We start from the raw sequence: 22,322 nt of genomic DNA, 5'->3' as shown, positions 1-22,322 counted from the left end.
TTGCATAAGCCATTGGTTAAAACGTATGCAAACATGAAGAGAGTTTTTCGCTCCTGAATTTAAGCGATATTAAATAATTGTTAAAAAGACTATTCAGTCAGCCTTAATATTTCTTTTATATCTGATATTATTTTTTGAGCCAGATTGTTTGCAACAGTTTCTGAACTACCTTCAGAGTATATCCTGATTATAGGCTCTGTATTCGACCTTCTAAGATGTACCCATTGCTTATCAAATTCAATTTTCAATCCGTCAATTGTACTATGAGGCTGATTTTCGTATCGTTTTTCAACTTCGGCAAGCAATGCATCGATATCCATCTCAGGCGTTAGTGTGATCTTATTCTTCGATATAAAGTAAGCAGGATAAGATGCTCTCAGAACAGAAACAGTCTGACCTTTTTTAGCCAGATGGCTTAAAAACAAGGCGATCCCAACCAGGGCATCACGGCCATAATGAGATTCGGGATAAATTACCCCTCCATTACCTTCTCCACCTATTATCGCATTGGTTTCCTTCATTACATTGACCACGTTTACCTCACCAACTGCTGCTGCAGTATAAGTGCATCCCGCAGATTCAGTAACATCCCTCAAAGCACGTGTGGAAGATAAATTTGAAACAGTATTTCCGGGAGTATGCTTTAAAACATAGTCAGACACTGCAACAAGAGTATATTCCTCTCCAAACATAGAACCATCTTCACAAACAAAACACAAGCGATCAACATCCGGATCAACGGCAATACCAAGATCGGCCTTTTTGGAAACTACTTCACGTGACAGATCAATCAGATTTTCCGGAAGAGGTTCAGGATTATGAGGAAATTCACCGTTGGGTTCACAGTAAAGTTCATGAACAGTATTCACTCCTAATGCTTTTAGCAACGCAGGAACAAAAATGCCTCCCGATGAATTAACACAGTCGATCACTACCTTAAAATCTGCCTTACGAATGGCATCCACATCAACAAGTGGCAAAGCCAGAACTTTATCAATATGTTTCTGAAGATAGCTATCATCATAAACCACTGTACCCAGATCGTTTACCTCAGCATACTCAAGATCAGTCTTTTCAGCCATTGTTAAAACCCACTGTCCATCCAGATCAGAAATAAACTCTCCTTTTTCATTAAGCAGTTTTAAAGCATTCCATTGCTTTGGGTTATGACTCGCTGTAAGAATGATCCCCCCACCTGCATTTTCATCAGGAACGGCTACCTCTACGGTTGGAGTAGTTGAAAGTCCGAGATCCACAACATCGATCCCGATGCTCTGAAGAGTTCCTACGACTAAATTTCTGACCATCTCGCCAGATATCCTGGCATCCCTGCCGATTACAATTTTCTTCTTTCCGGTATTCGCGATTACCCATTGACCGTAGGCTGCGGTAAATTTAATGATGTCAGGCGGTGTTAAACCGTTGCCTGCCATTCCACCTATTGTACCTCTGATTCCTGAGATTGATTTTATTAAAGCCACATTATATGATTAAAGACCCAAAAATAACAAATCCATTGTATACACGAACTGTAAAAAGGTAAATGTATATATTTGCAGTATAATACTGATACCTGCATATGCCAAAAAAATGGTTTCAAAACTGGTTTAGTTCCCCCTATTACCATATCTTATATCATCAAAGAAATGACGAAGAAGCTGAATTCTTTATAGATAATCTTTGCGCATTTCTAAAGCCAGCAGAAAACTTTCAGCTGCTTGATATTGCATGTGGCCGTGGAAGACATTCTGTGTACCTGAATAAAAAAGGATATGATGTTACGGGCATTGATCTTTCAAATGCAAGTATAAAATTTGCCCAGCAATTTGAGAACGAGAACCTTCAGTTCTATGTACATGATATGCGGTATACATTTTATATTAACTATTTCAATATTGCCTTCAACCTTTTTACTAGTTTCGGATACTTTGAAACCGAAAAAGATCATGTTAAGGCCCTCAAAGCATTCCATAAATCATTAAAAAAATCGGGCATATTAGTTCTGGATTATTTTAACAGCGAAAAGATCATGCGAAATCTTGCACATCAGGAAGTGAAGCATGTTGATGGTATAGATTTTTATATCAGTAAGAAGATCGCGAATGGAAAAATAATCAAAAGCATTTCTTTTGAGCATAAGAATAAAGATTTTGCATTTAAGGAAGAAGTAAAAGCCTTCACAAAAGGCGACTTTGAAAGAATGTTTGAAAAAAGCGGATTCAAGATTTTAAATCACTTTGGTGATTATGCATTAAATCCTTTCGATGAAAACAAATCTGACCGTTTAATATTCATTTGCCAAAAAGATAATGCTTGAACAATTAATTCAGTTTGATCAGAATCTCTTTTTTGCCATCAACCATGGTTTAAACAATCCTTTTTTTGATTGGCTTATGCCTGCTCTCAGAAATCGTTTTTTCTGGACGCCTTTATATCTTTTCATCATTGTGTTTTTTATCCGTAATTATGGGAAACAGGGCTGGATAATGATATTATTTCTGGGTTTGACCTTCGGATTCACTGATTTTTTTTCCTCGTCTATTGTAAAACCAAGTGTTCAAAGGCTCAGGCCCTGCAATGACCCTGATATTAAGGCTGATGTAAAAAACATCATTGCCTGTGGCAGCGGCTATAGTTTTCCATCGTCACATGCAACTAATCATTTTGGACTAGCTGCATTTTTAATAGTGATGTTCTACCCCAAATGGAAGATGATCTTGCCATTGGGATTATTCTGGGCAGCATCCATAAGTTTCGCACAGATCTATGTTGGGGTCCACTATCCTGTTGATATCCTTGCAGGGGCAATACTTGGGGGAATGATAGGGTATATTATGGGTACAATTTTATTGACAAGCAAAACATTCAAATCATGGAAACCTGGGAACTGATACTTCTTTTCAGCAGTTCTTTATTGGGCGGACTGGGAATATTTCTATTCAAAAAAGATAATTCGAACCGTTTAAAACTGGTATTGTCTTTTAGTGGCGCCTATTTATTCGCAATAACAGTATTGCATCTGATGCCCGACGTTTATTCTTCGGGAAATCCGCAAATCGGTTTGTATATACTTGGCGGATTTCTTCTTCAGATATTAATGGAGCAATTTTCTGAGGGAATTGAACATGGACATATTCACAAACACAGCCATAAACACTATATTTTCCCTTTCGGGATAATGATCAGCCTTTGCTTACATGCATTTCTTGAGGGTATGCCATTAGCTCAGGGACAGCATAAAGAACTTGTTTACGGAATTGCTTTACACCATATCCCGGCCGCATTCGCATTAGGAAGCGTTCTATTAGAGAATAAATTAAGTAAAGGCTCAGTCACATCACTTTTGATACTATTTGCACTGATGAGTCCTTTAGGCTACTGGCTGAGCTTCGAGATCGGACAAGGCTCCATCGGCAATATTGAAGTTTATTTCGACAGAATAATGGGTGTGGTGATCGGAATATTCCTCCATATTTCTACAACCATATTATTCGAATCGAGCGTTGATCATAAATTTAATTTAAAAAAGATCGTTGCGGTTCTTCTTGGAGTAAGTATTGCCCTGGCAGGTTTTTTTATGCACTAAGTGAAATTCTGTTAAAAAAAATCGCTGAGGCATAAAGTCAACTTTTGTCTATCCCCTCATTTTATCAAGCAGATCGCTCAATACCCCTGCTTCTGTAGTACTGATATTTTTGTCGAGGATGTTTTTAGACGACATTTCCACATCTAATTTAAGAAGAAGGTCCAAACCTTTGGTTGTGATCAGAATATCCACTGCCCGCCGGTCTTTGCTATTGATACATCGTTTAACCAGCTCCTTTTGTACCAGGCGATCAACAATTCTGGAGGCATCCGACATCTTATCCAGCATTCGCTCTTTCAGCATATTGATCGTTGCCGGATTCGGGTGTTGTCCGCGTAAAATTCGCAGGATATTGTATTGCTGAAGGGTTATTTTATATTTATTAAGCTGTTTCCTAAGTAAATTAGTTATCCAGCCATACGTATAGATCAGATTAATGATTGCCTTCTGGTGATTATTCTCAAACTTATTACTATAAATTTCCTTCTCTATTTCCATGTATGATATACAATTTCAATTTTGTTTAAGAATTTTGACAGCCAGGAATACCAACAAATTTGCAAAAAAGCATTCTATTTATCCTTCTCTGTCTGATTAGTATCCTGACCATATTTCCAGGGACAGTGTCTGCATTTGTTTTTACAGCAATTCCCTCTTTTCAAATGGTAAGCTTCAGTAAAAACAAGATCTCCCTCCTCATCCAGGTAGTAATCAATATTTTCAATCAGCATTATTCAGTAATTTAACCAATAACTTACCTTTAAAATGTTCCTTTAGATAGGTTCCATTACCATGAAGTGTCCAAACTTGTCTTGGCTCTACCTCTTTTAGCATAGTAATTATATCATCCCAGTCAACATGATCAGAGATCAGCAACTGAAGATCGTTATTCATTTGCAGTTTCATCCAGCCAGAAGCAAATGCCCTTACCACATTCTTTGCTCTAATATAGCTATTGAAGGTTAAAGGTGGAATAATATAAACCAGATTCTGATCAGGTTGTTTCATTTGCTTTCTATTATAAAGCTCATATTTACCCGGGCTAAACCCAAAAGATTCATAGAGCTTATTCAGGCTGAAAATTGAATGATGTACGAGTGTACTGCGTTGCGGACAATGGTCTGAGATCAGTCTGGACAACCTTTGTGCCTTACCTAATGAATAGGCTCCAAGCAATACATTATGATTAAATGCATTCAGTTTAATGATCTCGTCAACCGCATCCGGGTGCTTCACAGATGGATCAGCAAAAGTAGTTTCAGTGATCAATACATCTGCTTTCACAAATTCAATCCTTTCACAAGTTGGATCTTCCTGTAGTTTATAATCTCCTGTATATAAGTATCTTATGCCTAAGTACTCTAATAGAATCTGGGCCGACCCCAGTATATGACCAGCAGGTATAAAACTGATCTTAACCCCGTTCAAATCAAAAATATCAGACCATGAATAGATCAAAAAGTTCTTTCCCGCCTGCTTATGGTATCTGTGCTGTATAATTGCGGCACTAGCAGCCGTACAATACACATTGACATTCCCTCTTACCGCATGATCACCATGTGCATGAGATATGACTGCATGTTCAACAGCGTGTTTTGGATCAAGGTAAAAATTACCAATACGGCAATACAATCCATTGTCAGTTAGTATTAAAAAATCTTCGATGATCATCTCAGGTGCCAATCTTGAGGAACTGCTCATGCAGAGTTAGAATTTGGGGGATCAGTAAGCGACTTTCATCATTGATCAGAATATGATCTGCCAGTTTTATCTTTTGTTCATCACTAAATTGTCTGTCCATTCTCAGCAATATTTCTTCTGTGCTGATACCATCTCTGGCTATTACCCTGCGAATACGGGAAGCTTCGGGCGAAATCACCAAAACAGACAAGTCACACATTTTATAAGATTCAGTTTCAAATAAAAGTGCGGCCTCCTTGATAATATAAGGTGCATCACTATGCTTGGCTAGCCAAGCATCAAAAGCCCTGAATACAGCAGGGTGAACTAAAGCATTTAATTTAGTTAGCTCTGATTCATTATTGAAAACAATGGATGAAATATAGGGTCTGTTCAATTCTCCATCACTGAAATATGATTTTTCTCCAAATGTTTTCAGGATCTCTTGCTTTAAAACAGGATCAGTGTGCATAATCGATTTTGCAACAGTATCAGCGTAAAACACCGGGATTCCCAATAACTCAAAAACCTTACAAACGGTTGTTTTACCGCTCCCTATCCCTCCTGTTATACCAATTTTCAGCATCATTTCTGAATTATAAAATCAAGGTTCTGGGGCTCAATTTTCACCAGCTCACAAAAGTCGGGAAACTTGCTTATTACAACCGGAAATTGTTTATACCCCTTTGATTTCCAATTATTTAAATCAACATTTACCTCAAAATCGCCCCGCTCTATTTTGGAATAATTACTTAATGCAGTTAGAAAAGTAATTTTAACCTTATCAGGCAGCAACTTAACATTGCTGAATTCAGTGTTATTAAGTACCATTACCGGCACTTCAATTACTTTTTCGGTGTACTCATCAACCATAAGCTTAAGATCGACAACCCTTGGATAAATGCTAATATTAGCCTTTAATGGTCGCTGCAATGATATTTTACTTGTGATATTGCTATTAATATTTTTCAATTTCAGGGTATCTGTATACCAGTAATCGATCTGGTCAAGTTCCTTTCCAGGTCCGGTAACTGTAACATAGGATGGAGATATCTGTATCGTATCTGAGATGCCGTAATGACTCTGAAACCGAATGTTATAATTCAGACGGATCGGGATCTTTTTTACTGCACGGGATGAAAAATCAAAATAAAGGGTATCGGGACTTACTTTTACTACCTTCTGGGTAGATTCAAATTGCCTGTTTATATAACTTAACTGGTCAGAAAGATCAATAAATGTTTGTTTTTTGAGTTTCTCCAGGTCAACATCCACTGATTGGGGGTTTATCCTCAGTTTAGAGAATAACAATTGCCAGCCTGTACCTTCAACCCGAAGATCTACTGTGTCGGATTGCAATGAATGAAAGGCCTTATTATCGGGAAAATTAACATAACGAACCAAGGTTTGAACCTGATAAACATACCTGTTTGACAGTGCGAAGAACATCCAGGCTCCAACTGCAAATATCAGGCAGATGAAAAAAAGCGAAATTCGGCGACGTTCAACTTTACTGAATTTTATAAATGGCATATTTAACTATCGTTTATCAAATTTAGTTAAATAAAAACGCCGCCTCCAAAAGAAGCGGCGATCGTATAATTTATCGCAACAATTATTTGGCTGCTGGCTGGTTAAGAGCTTTAGAAGCCTCTAAGGATACTGAAGATTTCTCAAAACGGATCTTTGTACCACTCTCTACTTCAATAAGAAAGGTTGAGTCATTCATTTCAACAATTTTACCGTGTATTCCTGATGTTGTGATCACTTTATCACCTTTTTTTAATTCTTCAACATACTTTTTATGATCCTTTGCCTTCTTCATTTGAGGGCGTATCATAAAAAAGTAAAACACTACAATAATTAGCAGCATTGGTAAAAACTGCCCGATCTGTTCCATATTCATATATTATATTCTTTTTGGTTTTTAATTATTCTGCAGCCATTACATTACCCAATATATTCAACTCAGTAAGTGAGGGTATTGTATTTGCTGTGATACTAACGATCTTGTTTTGCATGCCTGGTTTACCTGCGCTATTGAATACTACACGAATAACTCCTTCAGCACCCGGTGCAACTGGTTCTTTCGGATATTCAGGAATTGTACACCCACAGGTTGCGGTTGCACTGCTGATAATTAAAGGACTGTTACCAATATTTTTAAATTTAAAATCATAGGTTACTTTTTCGCCTTCCTTTATTTCGCCGAAATCATATACTTCCTTTTCGAATTTGAATGCAGGGGCATTGGATGTATCAACTGCTGCAATTTCACTTGTTTCCTTTGAATCTGCAGTGCTTTCTACTGTTTTCTGATTATTGCATGCTGCTAAAACTACAAGACAAGCAATTGATAAAAAAATTTTTCTCATTCTTATTTAATATTTATTCTGCTCAAAATAACATTTATGAAAATCCTTGTTCAAATTTACTCCATTAATCCACGTCCTGACTTACGAACTTTTCCTGAAGCCTTCAGATCCGCCAAAATTTTATCTAAAATACCGTTTATAAATGAATTGCTTTTAGGTGTACTGAATTCTTTTGATATTTCAATGTATTCATTCATCGTAACCTTAACAGGTATGGATGAGAAATGAATAAGTTCAGTTATAGCCATTCGCATCAATAATGTATCCATTAATGCAATCCTTTCTGAGTCCCAGTTTTTAGTTTTCTGGGCTATGAGTTCCTGATATTCTTTTTCAAAGGCAATCACCTTTTTAAAGAGATCCAAAATAAAAGGCCGGTCTTCATCCCAATTGGGGCAGATCTGGGCAAGTTTATTATCATCAGGTACTGTACTGGAAAAATTCTTGAATGTTTTTGCGACCAATGCCTGAAGAACATCCTTATCCACCGGCCAGTTAATGAACTTCTCTTCGAATATCTGCTCAATACCAGGGGATTTCAGGATAAGTTTTTTGAAAATATACTTGATAATATCTTTATCAGATTGGATAGTATGTTCTGTAAGATTTAAGAAAGAAGTATACTCTGCTGAAGCCTTTAATGTGATAAAAATGGATTTACAGATCTCCGGATCAAAATCCCATGATATCTTATACTTCTTAACTGCAGCAAGATATTCAGTGTTTTGTTTTAAAGAAACAATAAAGAGATTATTCTGAATCTTGACACTTGCATTCAGGTCTTCCTCTGATGGCAAATGCTTATTAGCACGCTCTTCAGCATCAATTATACTATAATCTGCTACTTCTACAAGCAATGATAGTAACCAGATATACATTTCATATACTTTGTCAACACTTTGTAGTAAAGCCTTTTCATAAGGCAATATTTCCTTCACGTGCGATTGCTGATATGAATACAATACCTGTAACGCTTTTACCCTCAGATGCCTTCTGTTTAACATGTATAAGAACGATTTTGTGTTTAATAAATCCTATTAAATTAATAGGAAGCTTTTATTTTTCTGATATCCTCAATACGTTTCTCGGCAATTTTATTTGCCGCTTCGTTTGTTGGGATATTCTCAAGTTTTGATTTTTGCAATACTCTTCTGGTGGCATCATAGATGTTTTCAGCCATCTGAAGCGTTTTCTTTTTATTGAACCCTGCAATCTCGGAGTAACAATTGATCAGACCACCGGCATTGATCAGATAATCCGGTGCATACATGATCCCTTTCTCAAGCAACATATTACCATGAACCACTTCATCAGCAAGCTGATTATTAGCTGAACCGGCTATGATCGAGCATTTTAACCGGTTAATAGTTTCTGTGTTCACTGTAGCACCAAGGGCACAAGGCGAATAAATATCAATATCAAGGTCAAAAAGACTATTATTTGCAACGGCAATTGCTCCATATTTTTGTGCAACCTGACCTAAACGTTCCTCATCAATATCGCTGATATAAACCTTAGCGTTCTCATTTCTGAGTAATCCAACAAGATTTTCTCCAACATGGCCAATTCCCTGAACTGCAATTGATTTTCCTGCGAGACTATCATTCCCGAAATGTTCCTTCAGACATGCCTTTATTCCCATGAACACGCCTCTTGCAGTTACAGGAGAGGGATCACCACTACCGCCAATTGATTCAGGAATTCCTGTAACATACTTGGTTTCCATGCGGATATATTCCATATCCCTGGGGTTGGTACCAACATCTTCTGCAGTTATGAAAGAACCATTGAGATTCTCAATAAAGCGACCAAACCGGCGCATCAGAGCTTCAGATTTATGTAAACGACTATCTCCGATGATCACTGCTTTCCCGCCACCCAGATTTAAACCTGTAATCGCAGATTTGTAGGTCATACTGCGCGACAAACGCAATACATCATGCAATGCCTCGTATTCTGACTTGTATGGCTGCATCCGGGTTCCACCTAAGGCAGGCCCCAAAGTTGTATCATGAATGGCAATAATTGCCTTTAATCCTGTACCCGGATCACTACAGTAAACTACTTTTTGATGTCCAAAAGCATCAAGCTGACTAAAAACTGAATGTTCATCAAATTGAGATAATATCATGTTACTTGCCTGACTTTAGGCCACAAAAGTAGTAAAAATTCCAAACTATGACCTAATTCAAAATTCTAAATCATTTAAAAGTAAAACTATCTCCTTCCTCTTTTGATATTTAGGAATATCGGCAGGATTAATAACAACCACTTGCTAACAAGAACCATACAGTTGGATACTATCATTTTCTCTTCGAATAAACCAGCCCACAAAACATATTATTACAAATATCACTCTTAAATCATTTACAGTAAATAAACTTAAGACGTAAAACGTATAAGCTAAAACATAAATACCTATTTTTGCAAGCCAAGGATCAGATGAAAGAACTGGCATATCTCAATAAATTTTTCTACAAATATCGCTGGCGCTTTCTGCCTGGTGTTCTGTTTGTAATTATTTCCAATCTTTTTGCTGTGCTTCCGGCGCAGGTCATTCGTATTGCATTTGACCTTGTTAATGAAAATATTGCCATTTACAGGCTTTTTAATGGCTTTGAAAGGCAAAAACTAATTGAGATAATTTTTGGGCAGAGTTTATTGTTTTTTGGTCTGATTGTATTGGCCCTTGCTTTACTCAGAGGCCTTTTTCTGTTTTTCATGAGGCAAACAATTATCCTCATGTCAAGGCATATTGAATATGATCTTAAAAATGAGATCTATCAGCATTATCAAAAGCTATCCATGGCATTTTACCGTCGTAATAATACTGGCGACCTAATGAACAGGGTTACAGAGGATGTCAGCAGAGTAAGAATGTATCTTGGCCCTGCCATCATGTACACCATCAACACAACGGTTCTATTCATTCTGATCATTGTGGCTATGTTTAGTGTAAACGCCAGACTTGCCTTTTTTTCCTTATTGCCCCTACCCCTTCTTGCAGTCACGATCTATTATGTGCATACCATCATAAACCAGAGGAGTGAAAAAATACAACAGCAGCTTTCATCCATGTCTAGCTTTGTGCAGGAAACTTTCTCAGGAATCAGAGTGATCAAAGCCTATGTGCGGGAAGATGATATCCGTAAAAAATTCAATCAGGAAAGTGAAGATTATAAAACACATTCCATGTCACTGGTCCAGATCCAGGCCTTATTTTATCCGATGATGCTATTGCTTGTTGGTTTGAGTACCATCATAACGGTTTATATTGGTGGCATTGAAGTAATTAAGGGAACGATCAGTTCTGGTAATATCGCCGAATTTATTGTTTATGTCAATCAACTTACCTTCCCTGTTACCTCATTAGGCTGGGTAACTTCATTGGTCCAGAGAGCTTCCGCTTCTCAGAAAAGGATCAATGAGTTTTTAAAGACCCAACCAGAAATTGTTTCTTATTCTAATGAAAAAATTGACTTAAAAGGCGGAATAGAATTTAGGGATGTTAGCTTTAAGTACCCTGATACCGGCATTCAGGCAATTAAAAACATCTCATTTAAAGTTGAACCAGGGCAATTTCTTGCAATTATTGGCCGAACAGGTTCCGGAAAGTCAACGATAGCGAACTTATTAATGCGAATGTATGATGCTGATAATGGCGAAATATTAATTGATAATCATCAGGTTGAAAAGCTGGATCTGAACAATTATCGTGATCAGGTAGGTTTTGTTCCTCAGGAAGTATTTCTCTTTTCGGATACGATCTTTAATAATATAGCATTTGGCCTAACCGTGGCAGAACCCGGTCAGGTGGAAAAGGCTGCCCAAAATGCAGCCCTGCATGAAAATATAATAGGTTTTGAAAAAGGCTTTCAAACGATGATAGGTGAACGGGGTATTACCCTTTCCGGCGGACAAAAACAGAGGCTTTCCATTGCAAGAGCGATAATAAAAGAGCCTCAGATCCTTATTTTTGATGATTGCCTTTCTGCGATTGACACCCGAACTGAAGAAGAGATACTAAATAATCTTGGACGTTTAATGAATAACAAGACCAGTATTTTAATTGCTCACCGGGTATCCACTATAAAGAATGCCGACAAAATTCTGGTGATGGATGGAGGAGAGATCATTGAGCAGGGCACTCATGAGGCATTAATGGCACTAAAAGGAAGTTATTTCGAGCTATTCGAAAAACAGCTTCTGGAAGAGCAGACACCCTGATATGGGTAGTTCATATAATTAAAGGCCAGGTGGTTCACATTGGCTTCTAATTAACCAATATGAATATGTATCCCCTTAGAATTCCATTCTGAAATATGCCATCACCCTAAAAAAATCAATTTGTTACTTTCCGAATATCTATTATATTTACCCCAAGAAACTAAAAAAAACAATGGGAGATTTCGACAACAAAGAAAGAGAAGAGGTTTTTTCGAAGAAGGTAAGAGCCGGGAAGCGCACCTACTTTTTCGATGTTAAAGCTACGCGTTCAAACGATTACTATGTAACCGTAACAGAAAGTAAGAAACGGTTGGAAGATGGTGTTTTTATAAAGCACAAGATCTTCCTTTACAAGGAGGACTTTGAAAAATTTGCAGAAGGCCTGAAGGATACCATCGATTATATTAAGGCTAATCAGGAAGTCGTAGAAAAAAGATACGAATATTCAGAGAATCATACAGAGCAGACAAAAGCAGATGACGATTTCTCATTTGAGATATAACTGATTTAAAATATTTCTGGTCTAAAATAAAGGCCCCGATTCAAAAAACTGAATCGGGGCCTTTATTTTATGTCCTGATTTTTTTAACCCTGAAATCAGCTGATTATTTATGTGAATGCCCCTTTTTGTAATGCTCTAACAACAGATCTCCTCCAAAATCATGTTTTAAGTCGCGAAGTACAGAGTGAACATGGTTAGCATTATTCTGAGTATTATCGTATTCAATAAGAATTGTTGGCCCCTGTACACGGTAGTATGAACCTTTACCTATTACTGGCCTGGTATGGCCAGCCCATGCAAACCAAATATTTTCTAAACCCTCCTTTTGAATCTCCTGCATCATTTTTTCGGCAAAATCATGCTTGTAGCGATGAACATAAAGACTGATCAGCTGCAGCATTAAAGATTGCTGTTCTTTTGACAATTCAGAATACCTGATTCCAACAGGTTTTCCAAGCATCGCATCACGTTTATTAAATGTTTGGATATCTGCAAATGCTACTGTATCGATGATCGCCTTTTTTATTTGTGGATTTGTCAGGGAGTTCAATAAAGCAAATCCCCTATCTGCCTCCTGTTTCAATACCTGCTTGCCTGCCAGTGGTCCGTCAAGTACTATTGCAGGATTGCTTCCAAGAAATCCTGGAGTGCCTGCTACCAGTGTTTTTTTATTAAATGAGAAATTGAAAGAAATATGATGCCCTTCAAATCGCCAACCCCAAATGGTTTTTGATGAGGGCGTTCCAAAAATTGTAAAATGGTAATTTCCCGGATCACGAAACCGATCCTCTGGTTTTCTATTTTCCAATTCTTTCAGCACATTTTCTAATTGCATGATATCATTGGTCTTTTTGAAAGTTTCTTCACCAAGGCATGACCGTAATAATTCCAATGCCAGTTTATGTTGCGGGGGATTCATTTCATTAAAGGTGATCCCTCTCCTCTGCTTTGGAACAAAATGAAAATTATACCGTTCTTCCACATCAAAAGGGAAAACGCTTTCGGTCTTTTGGGCCTCACTGAGCAATGCGATAAAACGGTTAGCTAGTGAAACTGCATCCTGTCCAAAGACAATACCCTGCATTAGCAACAATGTGATCAGCAAAAAAAGAGTTTTCTTCATTTTTATTTATATTTTTTTTTAAATCCCTGTTAATTAATATTAAAGACAAGCAATAAATCGAATTATAGAGTTAATTATAAATTAAGACTAAAAACAAGAGAAAGAATAGTTAGCTTTTACTAACTATTTAGTAATAGGCAAAGCGATTTTTTAAAAATAATATTCAATTTCTGATTTATGATATTTTAATTTAATTTTTTTTGATCACCTCCCAAGAATATACTGTCAAATTATTTAAAAAGGCAAAATTGTTTTAAATGTGATAGTTATTGTTAAATCAACGACATTTTAGCTAAACCTGATTAATTACTTTAGTTTCTGACATATTGTTTTAATACTAGTTAATATTTTAAACAACATAGTATGAACAGAAAATTAAGAATGGGAATGATTGGCGGAGGAAAAGGTGCCTTTATCGGCGGCATTCACCGGATTGCTGCCAACATGGACGGCCTGATCGAGCTCGTATGCGGGGCACTCAGTTCCAGCCCGGAAAAAGCTCTCGAAAGCGGAAGATCGCTTTTTCTTCCGGAAGACAGAATCTATCCCAATTTTGAAGAAATGATTCTGAAAGAGAGCCTGCTTCCTGCGGACAAGAGAATGGACTTTGTGAGCATTGTCACCCCAAATCATGCCCACTTTGCTCCGGCAATGATGGCACTGGAACATGGTTTCCATGTTGTGATCGACAAGCCGATCACTTTTACTCTTGATGAAGCAAAGCAGCTTAAGAAAAAAGTGGAAGATACTGGACTGAGCTTACTCCTTACGCACACTTATGCCGGTTACCCTATGGTGAAACAGGCTAAACAAATGATCCGGGAAGGTGCCATGGGTAAGATCAGGAAAGTAATTGTGGAATACCCTCAGGGATGGTTAAGCCGATTATCTGAAAAAGATGGAAATCCACAGGCTGAGTGGCGTACAGATCCGGCAAGGTCAGGAAAAAGTGGTTGTATGGGCGATATCGGTACCCATGCCGCACATCTGGCGGAATATATCAGTGGTTTAAAAATCACAAAGCTTTGCGCCGACCTGAACATTATGGTTGAGGGCAGGGCACTGGATGATGACGGAAACGTTCTGCTAAAATTTGACAATGAAGCAAACGGTGTACTGATCGCATCCCAGGTTGCAGCAGGAGAAGAAAATGCTTTAAAGATCCGAATTTATGGTGAAAAAGGCGGACTTGAATGGGCCCAGCAGGAGCCGAACACCTTAATTCTGAAGTGGCTGGATGAGCCTGTGCAAATTTTAAGAACAGGAGGACATAATCTTTCAAACTTTGCCGCCTTCAATTCCCGCACACCAGGCGGACATCCCGAAGGTTACCTGGAAGCTTTCGGTAACCTCTACCGTAATTTTGCACTGTGCCTTTCGGCCCGGACAGATGGAACAGTACCTGCTCCTGAAGCTCTGGATTTTCCATCGGTGAATGAAGGAGTAAGAGGAATGGCCTTTATCGACAATGTAGTTAAAAGCAGTTTGAGCAATGATAAATGGACAAATTTTGAAGTTTAATTAATAAAATATGACTACTATAAAAGGACCCGGAATATTCCTGGCTCAATTTTTAGGTGACGAAGCACCATTTAACAGTTTGGAATCCATTTGCAAATGGGCAAAAAGCCTTGGATACGCCGGCGTACAGATCCCTACCTGGGACAGCCGCTGTATTGATCTTCAAAAGGCAGCTGAAAGCAAAACCTATGCGGATGAAATTAAAGGGATAGTAAATGAATGCGGCTTAGAGATCACCGAATTATCGACCCATTTACAGGGACAGCTCATTGCCGTAAATCCCGCATATGACCTGCTGTTTGATGGCTTTGCACCCCCATCGGTACATAACAATCCGAAAGCCCGGACAGAATGGGCTGTTCAGCAATTAAAGTACGGTGCTGTTGCCTCTAAAAATATGGGACTCAATGCGCATGCAACCTTTAGCGGGTCATTATTATGGCATACCTGGCATCCATGGCCGCAAAGACCGGCCGGACTGGTGGATGCAGGATTTAAGGAACTGGCTAAGAGATGGCTGCCGATACTTGACCATTTTGATGAGCATGGCGTGGATGTTTGTTATGAGATCCATCCCGGTGAAGACCTGTTTGACGGTGTGACCTATGAAATGTTCCTTGAAAAGGTTAATAATCACCCCAGGGCATGTCTCTTATACGACCCATCCCATTTTGTATTGCAATGTCTGGATTATGTTCAATATATCGATCATTATCACGAACGTATCAAAGCCTTTCATGTGAAAGATGCTGAGTTCAACTCAACAGGCAAACAGGGAACCTTTGGTGGCTACCAGAACTGGGCTGACCGGGCTGGCAGATACCGCTCTCCGGGTGATGGGCAGGTTGATTTTAAAAAGATATTCAGTAAACTCACTCAATATGATTATACTGGCTGGGCGGTGATGGAATGGGAATGCTGTATCAAGCATCCTGAAGATGGCGCGCGCGAAGGAGCTGCTTTTATCAATGACCATATCATCAGAGTGACTGAAAAGGCATTTGATGATTTTGCCCGAGCCAGTAAAAATGATGAGTTTAACCGAAGAATCATCGGCATAAATTAAGGGGATTGCTATTTTAAGAAGCATCTACTCTACAGTTTAACAAAGCAAATTAAATATAAAAAAAATATCCCTGAATTATGAAAGGTAAGAATCGTTTAGTATCGCGCCGGCATTTTTTGCTAACTGCCGCAACTGCTGCTATTGCCGGGCCCCTGATCCTCAGGCCATCCGCCAAAGCTGCATCACCGGTAGGCAAACTTAACCATGCCTGCATTGGCGTGGGAGGGATGGGATGGGGCGACTTGCAAAATTTCAAAATGCATCCGAATCTGCAAATTGTTGCAATATGCGACGTGGACGCAAACAATTTAAAAAGGGCATCAGAAGCAATTCCGGGTGCCCGCACTTATACAGACTGGCGCGAACTGCTTAAGGTGGAGGGTAACAGGATAGACTCAGTAAACGTAACAGTTCCTGACCATAATCACTTTGCCATCGCAATACAGGCAATTCGTAATGGAAAACATGTTTATTGTCAGAAGCCTATGTGTCACGATGTCGCGGAAGTGCGCATTCTCACTAATGAAGCGGTCAAGGCCGGAGTAATTACACAACTCGGAACACAGGTTGCCTCTACCTTTGGCGACCGCACAGCTGTTCAATGGCTTAGAGAAGGAGCTATCGGAAAAATCAAACATGCCTATCTTTGCTCCAATCGCCCTGGTGCTGTCGCAAAATACCGGCTCGAAGGGCCACGTCCAGCACAGGGACAGGAGCCGCCACCACAATTGAACTGGGAGAATTGGATCGGCACAGCACCGATGCGCCCTTATGTACCTGGCATCTATCATCCTTCCATATGGAGAACATGGCAGGACTTCGGGACTGGATGGTCTGGTGACATAGGCTGCCATATATTCGATGCAGTCTGGAAAGGTTTAGATATGAAACCACCCAAATCTGTAATGGCAGAAGTACAGAAATCCTGGCAAGACTCTTCTGAACGCCGGGCTGACACATGGCCTCAAGGCAATCATATTACATGGATGTTTCCTGGCAATCAGCTCACCGAATCGAATGTGCTTCCCCTGGAATGGTTCGACGGTGAGTTCTATCCGCCAAAAGAAGTCCGAGCCCTATACTCAGTGGAAGATTATCCGGCTGAATCAGCGATGCTAATCGGTACTGAAGGTGCCTTGCTCATACCGCATGGCGGGATGCCTAAACTTTTGCCGGAGAGTAAATTTAAGGATTATATACATCCGAAACTCGAAAACCGCAATCATTATCATCACTTCATAAATGCTTGCCTCGGTGGTGAAAAGACCGAATCTCACTTCGCCCAGTCCGGGCCGATGACCGAGGCTATAATCCTGGGCACAATAGCTATTCGCGTTCCTGGCAAGGTGCTGGAATGGGATTCTGCCAGGATGAAGTTCCCTAATTACCCGGAAGCCGAAAAATACTTGCGTCGCAAGTATCGCAAAGGCTGGCGAGTAAATGGAATTTAGCAGGCAACATTAATTATTCCTATTATATTAATCCTATTAAGGTCTGCAGGCATTTGCTGAAATTAACAGTGAATGCCTGTAGACTTTTTTGGCAGAAATGTATTTTAATAGGAATAGACGTAATGCCGACAATTTTGCGTTGATCAACTGGCTTTCTTACATTCACAAATCTTTATCCTGATAAGCCCCATATTCAAACTTTCAGAAGTGATAATATTAAATTAATTTCAGAATCCTTATTAATTTATATATTGCAAACCGAAATGCTTCTTTTGAAGGAGTTTACCAGCTTTGCATAATTGCTCTCTTTTTTTGTTTTACATAAATGCTGATTATAAAAACAGAAGAAATGAAGAATAATAACCATAAATTACTTTTCAAAGGATGAGGCTATTACAAACGGAAATAACGCCGTTTATCAATAACAGCCTGCATGTAGAGTTGAGAGATCAGGCCTATTTATTCTCTCCCCTGCATGGCCGGCCTTGCTATCACTCACATCCTGAACTTGAATTGGTATTTATTATAGAAGGTTATGGGAAAAGGATAATAGGAAACAAGGTGACTCAGTATGAAACTGGTGATATGGTATTTATCGGTCCCGATGTTCCGCATCTCTGGTTGAGTGATCCTGTTTTTTATAAAAAGGATTCAACCCTACGCTCCAGGGTGATCGTTATGTACATTAATCCAAAAATATTTGAGCCCATGCTAGCCTCTGTTACAGAATTTGATGGGCTTAAGGAAATGTTCCAGCAGGCTACAAAAGGAATTAATATCTTTGGTGATACAAGGACTATAATATCTGAAAAACTAATTGCGCTGGCTTCGAAAACCGGTTTCGAAAAAGCGAATGGCCTTTTGGAAATCATGCACCTGATATCCATTTCACAGGACAGAAATTTTATTGACAATAAAGAACTAAATGCCCCTACTGGTCTGAATTCCGACAGGTTGATCGATGTGATCAAATTCATCAAAGATAATATTCATGAACCTATTTCCTTAAAACAGGTTGCTGAAGTTGCCTGTATGGCAACACCATCTTTCTGCCGCTTCTTTAAAAACAGGACCAAAATGAGGTTTTCCCAATACCTCGTCGACATGCGTATGACCCACGCATGTAAATTATTAATTGAGTTAGATAAACCCATCTCCGAAATAGCATATATGTGCGGTTACACTTCCAATTCGCATTTTTGTAAGGTTTTTAAGGATTATACCTGCCAAAGCCCTTATCAATACAAATGCAGTATCCATAAAAGCGCAAGCTGATTTCCCAATTTAATCTTAACATTCTTCAAGAATACCTTTTTTATTGTTAACACTTTAACCGGCTCAAGCTTGCTGATCATTGTTTTGAAATGAGGTAAGAATATTATACTTTTTGCTAAGCTCAGGACATTTCCGTCACTCTACTCTGCCTATTTTTAATGATGGATTATCCCGGATTATTAGGGTGTACATAAAACACTAAACTATATAAATTCTTGTACACAAAACTACTCTTAAATAAACTAAACCATAAAATCTAATTACATGGAAAAACAAATTACTACACCAAAAAACAGGTATTTAACAGGAAAATGGAGGATTAGCATGAGCTTATTATCCCTGGCTCTGTTTATTAGCTCCAGTCTTCTACCTGTAACAGCAGCTCTGAAAAATCAGAGCGGCCGACTGGCAATTACCTCAGGCAACAATATCGTTCGGGGATCCAAAGCAGATATCCCGGTAAAAGGGAAGGTCACCGACCAGAAAACACGTGAAGCGCTAATAGGTGTTTCTGTGAAAGTTAAAGGAACTACTAGCGGTGTTTCTACAGACGTTAATGGTAACTATTCTTTGAATGCACCTGAAAATGGAACTTTGGTTTTTGCTTATATCGGTTATGAAACAATAGAGGTATCTGTGAACAACAGAGGAATTATTAATATTCCTTTGGTAAGTTCCAGCACATCTTTAAGTGAAGTAGTTGTTATTGGGTACGGTACACAAAGGAGATCTGACCTTACAGGTGCTGTTGGGTCTGTGAATGAAGAAAAACTAAAGGAACGCCCTTCCTCCTCTCTTAATCAAGCTTTATCCGGTAAAATTGCAGGTGTACAGGTAAATACAAACTCTGGCCGTCCGGGTGGGAGAACAAATATAAGAATACGGGGTTTCAGTTCAATCAATTCCTCAAATAATCCTTTGTATGTAATTGATGGAGTTATGCTGCCTATTGGTAACCAAGTGCAAAGCAGCCAGGCTATTGACTATATTAACCCAAATGATGTGGTGTCTGTTGAAGTGCTAAAGGATGCTTCTTCCACTGCAATTTACGGTGCAAGAGGTGCCAATGGTGTTATCCTTATTACAACTAAACGTGGGAAATCCGGTGAAGGGAGGGTAACCTATGACTCCGATTTCAGCGTTCCTACTATTGGCCCTAACAGAACTGAAGTGCTGAACGCCAAAGAATACCTGGCTACAGAAGATCTGGCATGGAAAAATATGGAAAAATATGACCCGGCCGGATGGGCGGCAGGTAAATGGGCCTATTTAAACCCTAAGCTGCGCAGAACGGATCCGCGGATTTTTGATAGCTCCGGTAACCCATTATTTGATACCGACTGGTTGAAAGAAACAACTCAAAATAAGCTTTCACAAAACCATCAATTAGGGTTTAGCGGCGGGAATGATCGCAATACTTATTCCCTCTCCCTTGGTTACCGGGATGATCAGGGACTGCTTAAAAATTCCTATCAAAATCGCTATTCAGGCAGATTTACTATTGACGACCAAATAAAAAAATGGTTGAAAATCGGAGGTACACTAAGTTATACAACTCAAGCGGAAAATCTGGTGGATATAAATGATGCAGTTGCGCGGCAGATTGTTGAAGATTTTCCTTTCCTGCCTGTAAAATATGCTGACGGGACCTTTGCAAACAACAGAGATTATCCTTTTGCAGAAGGTACAATGAGTTCGATGCATCGATTATCCGGCACTAAATATATATTGAACACTCAAACTGCTTTAGGAAGCATGTATTCAAATATTAATCTGGCTAAAGGTTTAGAAATGCGTACCGTATTAGGAGCCAATATCCTTACTCAGGAAAATAACCAATCCCTGACACGAACATTAGCAATAACCCAGCAGGGCACAGCTTCCACCAATAACAGGAAGGAAAGATTCTGGTCTTTAGAGAATTATCTGACCTATAATAAACGCATTGCGGAAATTCATTCTTTCACAGGCCTTCTGGGTATTTCATGGCAGGAAACGAACTTCTTTAATATGAACGCAAGTATACAGGGCTTTGCAACCGATTATTTTAGTTTTAATAATTTAGGAGCAGGCAGCCTACTTCCGCAAGTAGGATCAGGTGCGTCAAGAAATGCTTTTAACTCCTATTTTGGAAGGATCAATTACAGCTTAAAAGATAAATACTTAGCAACATTTACCGGCCGGGCAGATGGTGCATCAAAGTTCGGAGAGAATCACAAATTTGCTTTCTTCCCATCCGCAGCTTTAGCATGGAGGGTTTCAGAAGAAGAATTTTTAAAGGGAAGTAATACTATTTCAAGCCTGAAGCTGCGGGCAAGTTTTGGATTGACAGGTAACTCTGAAATACCGGCTTATTCATCTTTATCCCTTTTAAGTTCAAACTACTCCACTGTTTACAATGATGGCCGTGTAGGCGGAACAGGGATTAACCGTTTAGCCAACCCCGATCTGAGATGGGAGAAAACTGCCCAAAGCGACATTGGTATTGAACTGGGTTTGCTAAAGGGCAGGATATCATTAGAAGCAGATCTATACTATAGAAAAACAACAGATATGCTACTGGATGCACCCGTTCCACGAACCAGTGGTTATGCAACCATCAGAAAGAATGTGGGTTCTATGGAGAACAAGGGTATAGAGCTTGCATTGAATACTATTAACATGGATGGTGAAAATTTCTCCTGGAATACCACCTTTAATATTTCTTTCAACCGTAATAAGGTTCTTTCCTTAGCTACACCATCTGATATTTTCGGCGTTGGGGGACCTAATTTTACCAATCAAACGAATATCATCAGGATTGGAGAACCTGTAGGCTCATTCTGGGGCCTGGTACGATTGGGTACATGGAGCGAAGCCGAAAGGACTGAAGCAGCAAAATTCAGAAGCTATCGTAATGGAATTACTATCCTCCCTGGCGACATTAAATACCAGGATGTGAATGGTGACTATGCAATTACTGATGCTGACCGGATGATCATTGGTAATGGCAGTCCTAAAGCCTGGGGGGCCTTCACAAACAGCTTCCGCTATAAAAACCTGGATTTAGCAGCCGAGTTGCAATATTCTTATGGAAATGATGTGCTGGATATGACCCTGCATCCAAGTGAGGATCGCCAGGCATTGGCAAATAGTTACAAAACAGTTTTGAATGCATGGACACCCCAGAATCAAAATTCTCCCATCGCTGAGGTACGTGATACCAGAGCCGGTTATGTAACCAACGTAGATAGCCGCTGGGTTCAGGACGGTTCATTCATCCGCGGCAGAAACCTGTTATTGGGCTATACCTTCCCTGCAGCTACCACTGCAAAAATGAAATTAAACAGGCTTAGAATCTACGGATCTGCACAAAATTTCTTTCTAATTGTAGGCGATGAAGTAAATGGTGATCCTGAGACCGTAGGAATACGCGGAGGTGATGGTGATAATGCCTTCTCCCAGGGACAAAACTGGCATGGCTATCCTAAACCCAGAACCTTTATGTTGGGTCTGCAGATTGGTTTGTAATTAATT

The 22,322-nt window shown here is 39.2% G+C and carries 21 protein-coding genes; 10 read left to right on the top strand and 11 right to left on the bottom strand.

Going from position 1 to position 22,322, the window contains the following annotated elements:
- Nucleotides 1–89: 89 nt before the first annotated feature.
- Entirely contained in the window at nucleotides 90–1,481 is a 1,392-nt protein-coding gene (glmM, locus tag BLR27_RS05840) for a phosphoglucosamine mutase (RefSeq protein ID WP_090701795.1), read from the bottom strand.
- A 98-nt stretch (nucleotides 1,482–1,579) separates the two neighbouring features.
- On the opposite strand from glmM, the gene BLR27_RS05835 reads away from it, so the two are divergent.
- From BLR27_RS05835 to BLR27_RS05825, 3 genes are read left to right on the top strand one after another with little or no spacing between them, the layout of a single operon-like run.
- Nucleotides 1,580–2,317, top strand: a complete 738-nt coding sequence (locus tag BLR27_RS05835) for a class I SAM-dependent methyltransferase (RefSeq protein WP_090701791.1) — start codon at nucleotides 1,580–1,582, stop codon at nucleotides 2,315–2,317.
- Entirely contained in the window at nucleotides 2,310–2,891 is a 582-nt protein-coding gene (locus BLR27_RS05830) for a phosphatase PAP2 family protein (RefSeq protein ID WP_090701788.1), read from the top strand. The genes BLR27_RS05835 and BLR27_RS05830 overlap by 8 nt, the downstream gene beginning before the upstream one ends.
- Nucleotides 2,873–3,586 (top strand): ZIP family metal transporter, encoded by a 714-nt coding sequence (locus BLR27_RS05825; RefSeq protein ID WP_090701784.1) that lies wholly within the window; start codon nucleotides 2,873–2,875, stop codon nucleotides 3,584–3,586. The genes BLR27_RS05830 and BLR27_RS05825 overlap by 19 nt, the downstream gene beginning before the upstream one ends.
- 48 nt (nucleotides 3,587–3,634) lie before the next feature.
- On the opposite strand, the gene BLR27_RS05820 is transcribed toward BLR27_RS05825, so the two are convergent.
- From BLR27_RS05820 to BLR27_RS05785, 9 genes are all read right to left on the bottom strand, one after another.
- Nucleotides 3,635–4,084, bottom strand: a complete 450-nt coding sequence (locus BLR27_RS05820) for a MarR family winged helix-turn-helix transcriptional regulator (protein WP_090701781.1) — start codon at nucleotides 4,082–4,084, stop codon at nucleotides 3,635–3,637.
- 74 nt (nucleotides 4,085–4,158) lie between these two features.
- Nucleotides 4,159–4,317, bottom strand: coding sequence for a DUF5522 domain-containing protein (locus BLR27_RS18485; RefSeq protein WP_176767617.1), 159 nt, complete (start codon nucleotides 4,315–4,317; stop codon nucleotides 4,159–4,161).
- Nucleotides 4,307–5,287: an MBL fold metallo-hydrolase gene (locus BLR27_RS05815; RefSeq protein WP_245704452.1), complete on the bottom strand. Its 981-nt coding sequence runs from the start codon at nucleotides 5,285–5,287 to the stop codon at nucleotides 4,307–4,309. The genes BLR27_RS18485 and BLR27_RS05815 overlap by 11 nt, the downstream gene beginning before the upstream one ends.
- Nucleotides 5,259–5,855: a dephospho-CoA kinase gene (coaE, locus tag BLR27_RS05810; RefSeq protein WP_090701774.1), complete on the bottom strand. Its 597-nt coding sequence runs from the start codon at nucleotides 5,853–5,855 to the stop codon at nucleotides 5,259–5,261. Before coaE ends, BLR27_RS05815 begins: the two co-directional genes overlap by 29 nt.
- Nucleotides 5,852–6,799, bottom strand: coding sequence for a CdaR family protein (locus BLR27_RS05805; RefSeq protein WP_090701771.1), 948 nt, complete (start codon nucleotides 6,797–6,799; stop codon nucleotides 5,852–5,854). Before BLR27_RS05805 ends, coaE begins: the two co-directional genes overlap by 4 nt.
- An 82-nt stretch (nucleotides 6,800–6,881) precedes the next feature.
- Complete coding sequence (gene yajC / locus BLR27_RS05800; protein WP_221406300.1) at nucleotides 6,882–7,172, bottom strand: preprotein translocase subunit YajC; 291 nt, start codon at nucleotides 7,170–7,172, stop codon at nucleotides 6,882–6,884.
- 25 nt (nucleotides 7,173–7,197) lie between these two features.
- Complete coding sequence (locus BLR27_RS05795) at nucleotides 7,198–7,641, bottom strand: DUF1573 domain-containing protein (protein ID WP_090701767.1); 444 nt, start codon at nucleotides 7,639–7,641, stop codon at nucleotides 7,198–7,200.
- Nucleotides 7,642–7,697: 56 nt separating this feature from the next.
- Complete coding sequence (gene nusB / locus BLR27_RS05790) at nucleotides 7,698–8,645, bottom strand: transcription antitermination factor NusB (RefSeq protein WP_090701764.1); 948 nt, start codon at nucleotides 8,643–8,645, stop codon at nucleotides 7,698–7,700.
- 38 nt (nucleotides 8,646–8,683) lie between these two features.
- Entirely contained in the window at nucleotides 8,684–9,772 is a 1,089-nt protein-coding gene (locus BLR27_RS05785; RefSeq protein WP_090701760.1) for a Glu/Leu/Phe/Val family dehydrogenase, read from the bottom strand.
- 311 nt (nucleotides 9,773–10,083) lie between these two features.
- On the opposite strand from BLR27_RS05785, the gene BLR27_RS05780 reads away from it, so the two are divergent.
- On the top strand, nucleotides 10,084–11,868 hold the full coding sequence (locus BLR27_RS05780; protein ID WP_090701757.1) for an ABC transporter ATP-binding protein: 1,785 nt from the start codon (nucleotides 10,084–10,086) through the stop codon (nucleotides 11,866–11,868).
- Between the two features lie 172 nt (nucleotides 11,869–12,040).
- Complete coding sequence (locus BLR27_RS05775) at nucleotides 12,041–12,370, top strand: DUF3276 family protein (protein ID WP_090701754.1); 330 nt, start codon at nucleotides 12,041–12,043, stop codon at nucleotides 12,368–12,370.
- 103 nt (nucleotides 12,371–12,473) lie between these two features.
- Here the strand turns inward: BLR27_RS05775 and BLR27_RS05770 are convergent, their stop codons facing one another.
- Nucleotides 12,474–13,493, bottom strand: coding sequence for a DUF3500 domain-containing protein (locus BLR27_RS05770; RefSeq protein WP_090701750.1), 1,020 nt, complete (start codon nucleotides 13,491–13,493; stop codon nucleotides 12,474–12,476).
- 363 nt (nucleotides 13,494–13,856) lie between these two features.
- Between BLR27_RS05770 and BLR27_RS05765 the strand changes: the two genes are divergently transcribed.
- The 5 genes from BLR27_RS05765 (at nucleotide 13,857) to BLR27_RS05745 (ending at nucleotide 22,316) form a co-directional block, all read left to right on the top strand.
- The gene (locus BLR27_RS05765) at nucleotides 13,857–15,014 is read left to right on the top strand and encodes a Gfo/Idh/MocA family protein (protein ID WP_090701748.1); all 1,158 of its coding nucleotides are present in this window, start codon (nucleotides 13,857–13,859) and stop codon (nucleotides 15,012–15,014) included.
- Nucleotides 15,015–15,024: 10 nt separating this feature from the next.
- Nucleotides 15,025–16,080, top strand: coding sequence for a sugar phosphate isomerase/epimerase family protein (locus BLR27_RS05760; RefSeq protein ID WP_090701744.1), 1,056 nt, complete (start codon nucleotides 15,025–15,027; stop codon nucleotides 16,078–16,080).
- 77 nt (nucleotides 16,081–16,157) lie between these two features.
- On the top strand, nucleotides 16,158–17,531 hold the full coding sequence (locus BLR27_RS05755; protein WP_090701740.1) for a Gfo/Idh/MocA family protein: 1,374 nt from the start codon (nucleotides 16,158–16,160) through the stop codon (nucleotides 17,529–17,531).
- 384 nt (nucleotides 17,532–17,915) lie between these two features.
- Nucleotides 17,916–18,806: a helix-turn-helix domain-containing protein gene (locus tag BLR27_RS05750; RefSeq protein ID WP_090701737.1), complete on the top strand. Its 891-nt coding sequence runs from the start codon at nucleotides 17,916–17,918 to the stop codon at nucleotides 18,804–18,806.
- 264 nt (nucleotides 18,807–19,070) lie between these two features.
- Complete coding sequence (locus tag BLR27_RS05745; RefSeq protein ID WP_090701733.1) at nucleotides 19,071–22,316, top strand: SusC/RagA family TonB-linked outer membrane protein; 3,246 nt, start codon at nucleotides 19,071–19,073, stop codon at nucleotides 22,314–22,316.
- Nucleotides 22,317–22,322 lie beyond the last annotated feature (6 nt).

This window comes from Daejeonella rubra, from assembly GCF_900103545.1.
Taxonomy (GTDB): domain Bacteria; phylum Bacteroidota; class Bacteroidia; order Sphingobacteriales; family Sphingobacteriaceae; genus Daejeonella; species Daejeonella rubra.
This window is presented reverse-complemented; position numbering and strand designations above follow the sequence as displayed.

Bases quoted from the DNA above. Each gene is read 5' to 3' on its own strand.
- BLR27_RS05835 (WP_090701791.1), top strand. From the start codon at position 1,580: ATGCCAAAAAAATGGTTTCAAAACTGGTTTAGTTCCCCCTATTACCAT.
- BLR27_RS05830 (WP_090701788.1), top strand. From the start codon at position 2,310: ATGCTTGAACAATTAATTCAGTTTGATCAGAATCTCTTTTTTGCCATC.
- BLR27_RS05825 (WP_090701784.1), top strand. From the start codon at position 2,873: ATGGAAACCTGGGAACTGATACTTCTTTTCAGCAGTTCTTTATTGGGC.
- BLR27_RS05820 (WP_090701781.1), bottom strand. From the start codon at position 4,084: ATGGAAATAGAGAAGGAAATTTATAGTAATAAGTTTGAGAATAATCAC.
- BLR27_RS18485 (WP_176767617.1), bottom strand. From the start codon at position 4,317: ATGCTGATTGAAAATATTGATTACTACCTGGATGAGGAGGGAGATCTT.
- BLR27_RS05815 (WP_245704452.1), bottom strand. From the start codon at position 5,287: ATGAGCAGTTCCTCAAGATTGGCACCTGAGATGATCATCGAAGATTTT.
- coaE (WP_090701774.1), bottom strand. From the start codon at position 5,855: ATGATGCTGAAAATTGGTATAACAGGAGGGATAGGGAGCGGTAAAACA.
- BLR27_RS05805 (WP_090701771.1), bottom strand. From the start codon at position 6,799: ATGCCATTTATAAAATTCAGTAAAGTTGAACGTCGCCGAATTTCGCTT.
- yajC (WP_221406300.1), bottom strand. From the start codon at position 7,172: ATGAATATGGAACAGATCGGGCAGTTTTTACCAATGCTGCTAATTATT.
- BLR27_RS05795 (WP_090701767.1), bottom strand. From the start codon at position 7,641: ATGAGAAAAATTTTTTTATCAATTGCTTGTCTTGTAGTTTTAGCAGCA.
- nusB (WP_090701764.1), bottom strand. From the start codon at position 8,645: ATGTTAAACAGAAGGCATCTGAGGGTAAAAGCGTTACAGGTATTGTAT.
- BLR27_RS05785 (WP_090701760.1), bottom strand. From the start codon at position 9,772: ATGATATTATCTCAATTTGATGAACATTCAGTTTTTAGTCAGCTTGAT.
- BLR27_RS05780 (WP_090701757.1), top strand. From the start codon at position 10,084: ATGAAAGAACTGGCATATCTCAATAAATTTTTCTACAAATATCGCTGG.
- BLR27_RS05775 (WP_090701754.1), top strand. From the start codon at position 12,041: ATGGGAGATTTCGACAACAAAGAAAGAGAAGAGGTTTTTTCGAAGAAG.
- BLR27_RS05770 (WP_090701750.1), bottom strand. From the start codon at position 13,493: ATGAAGAAAACTCTTTTTTTGCTGATCACATTGTTGCTAATGCAGGGT.
- BLR27_RS05765 (WP_090701748.1), top strand. From the start codon at position 13,857: ATGAACAGAAAATTAAGAATGGGAATGATTGGCGGAGGAAAAGGTGCC.
- BLR27_RS05760 (WP_090701744.1), top strand. From the start codon at position 15,025: ATGACTACTATAAAAGGACCCGGAATATTCCTGGCTCAATTTTTAGGT.
- BLR27_RS05755 (WP_090701740.1), top strand. From the start codon at position 16,158: ATGAAAGGTAAGAATCGTTTAGTATCGCGCCGGCATTTTTTGCTAACT.
- BLR27_RS05750 (WP_090701737.1), top strand. From the start codon at position 17,916: ATGAGGCTATTACAAACGGAAATAACGCCGTTTATCAATAACAGCCTG.
- BLR27_RS05745 (WP_090701733.1), top strand. From the start codon at position 19,071: ATGGAAAAACAAATTACTACACCAAAAAACAGGTATTTAACAGGAAAA.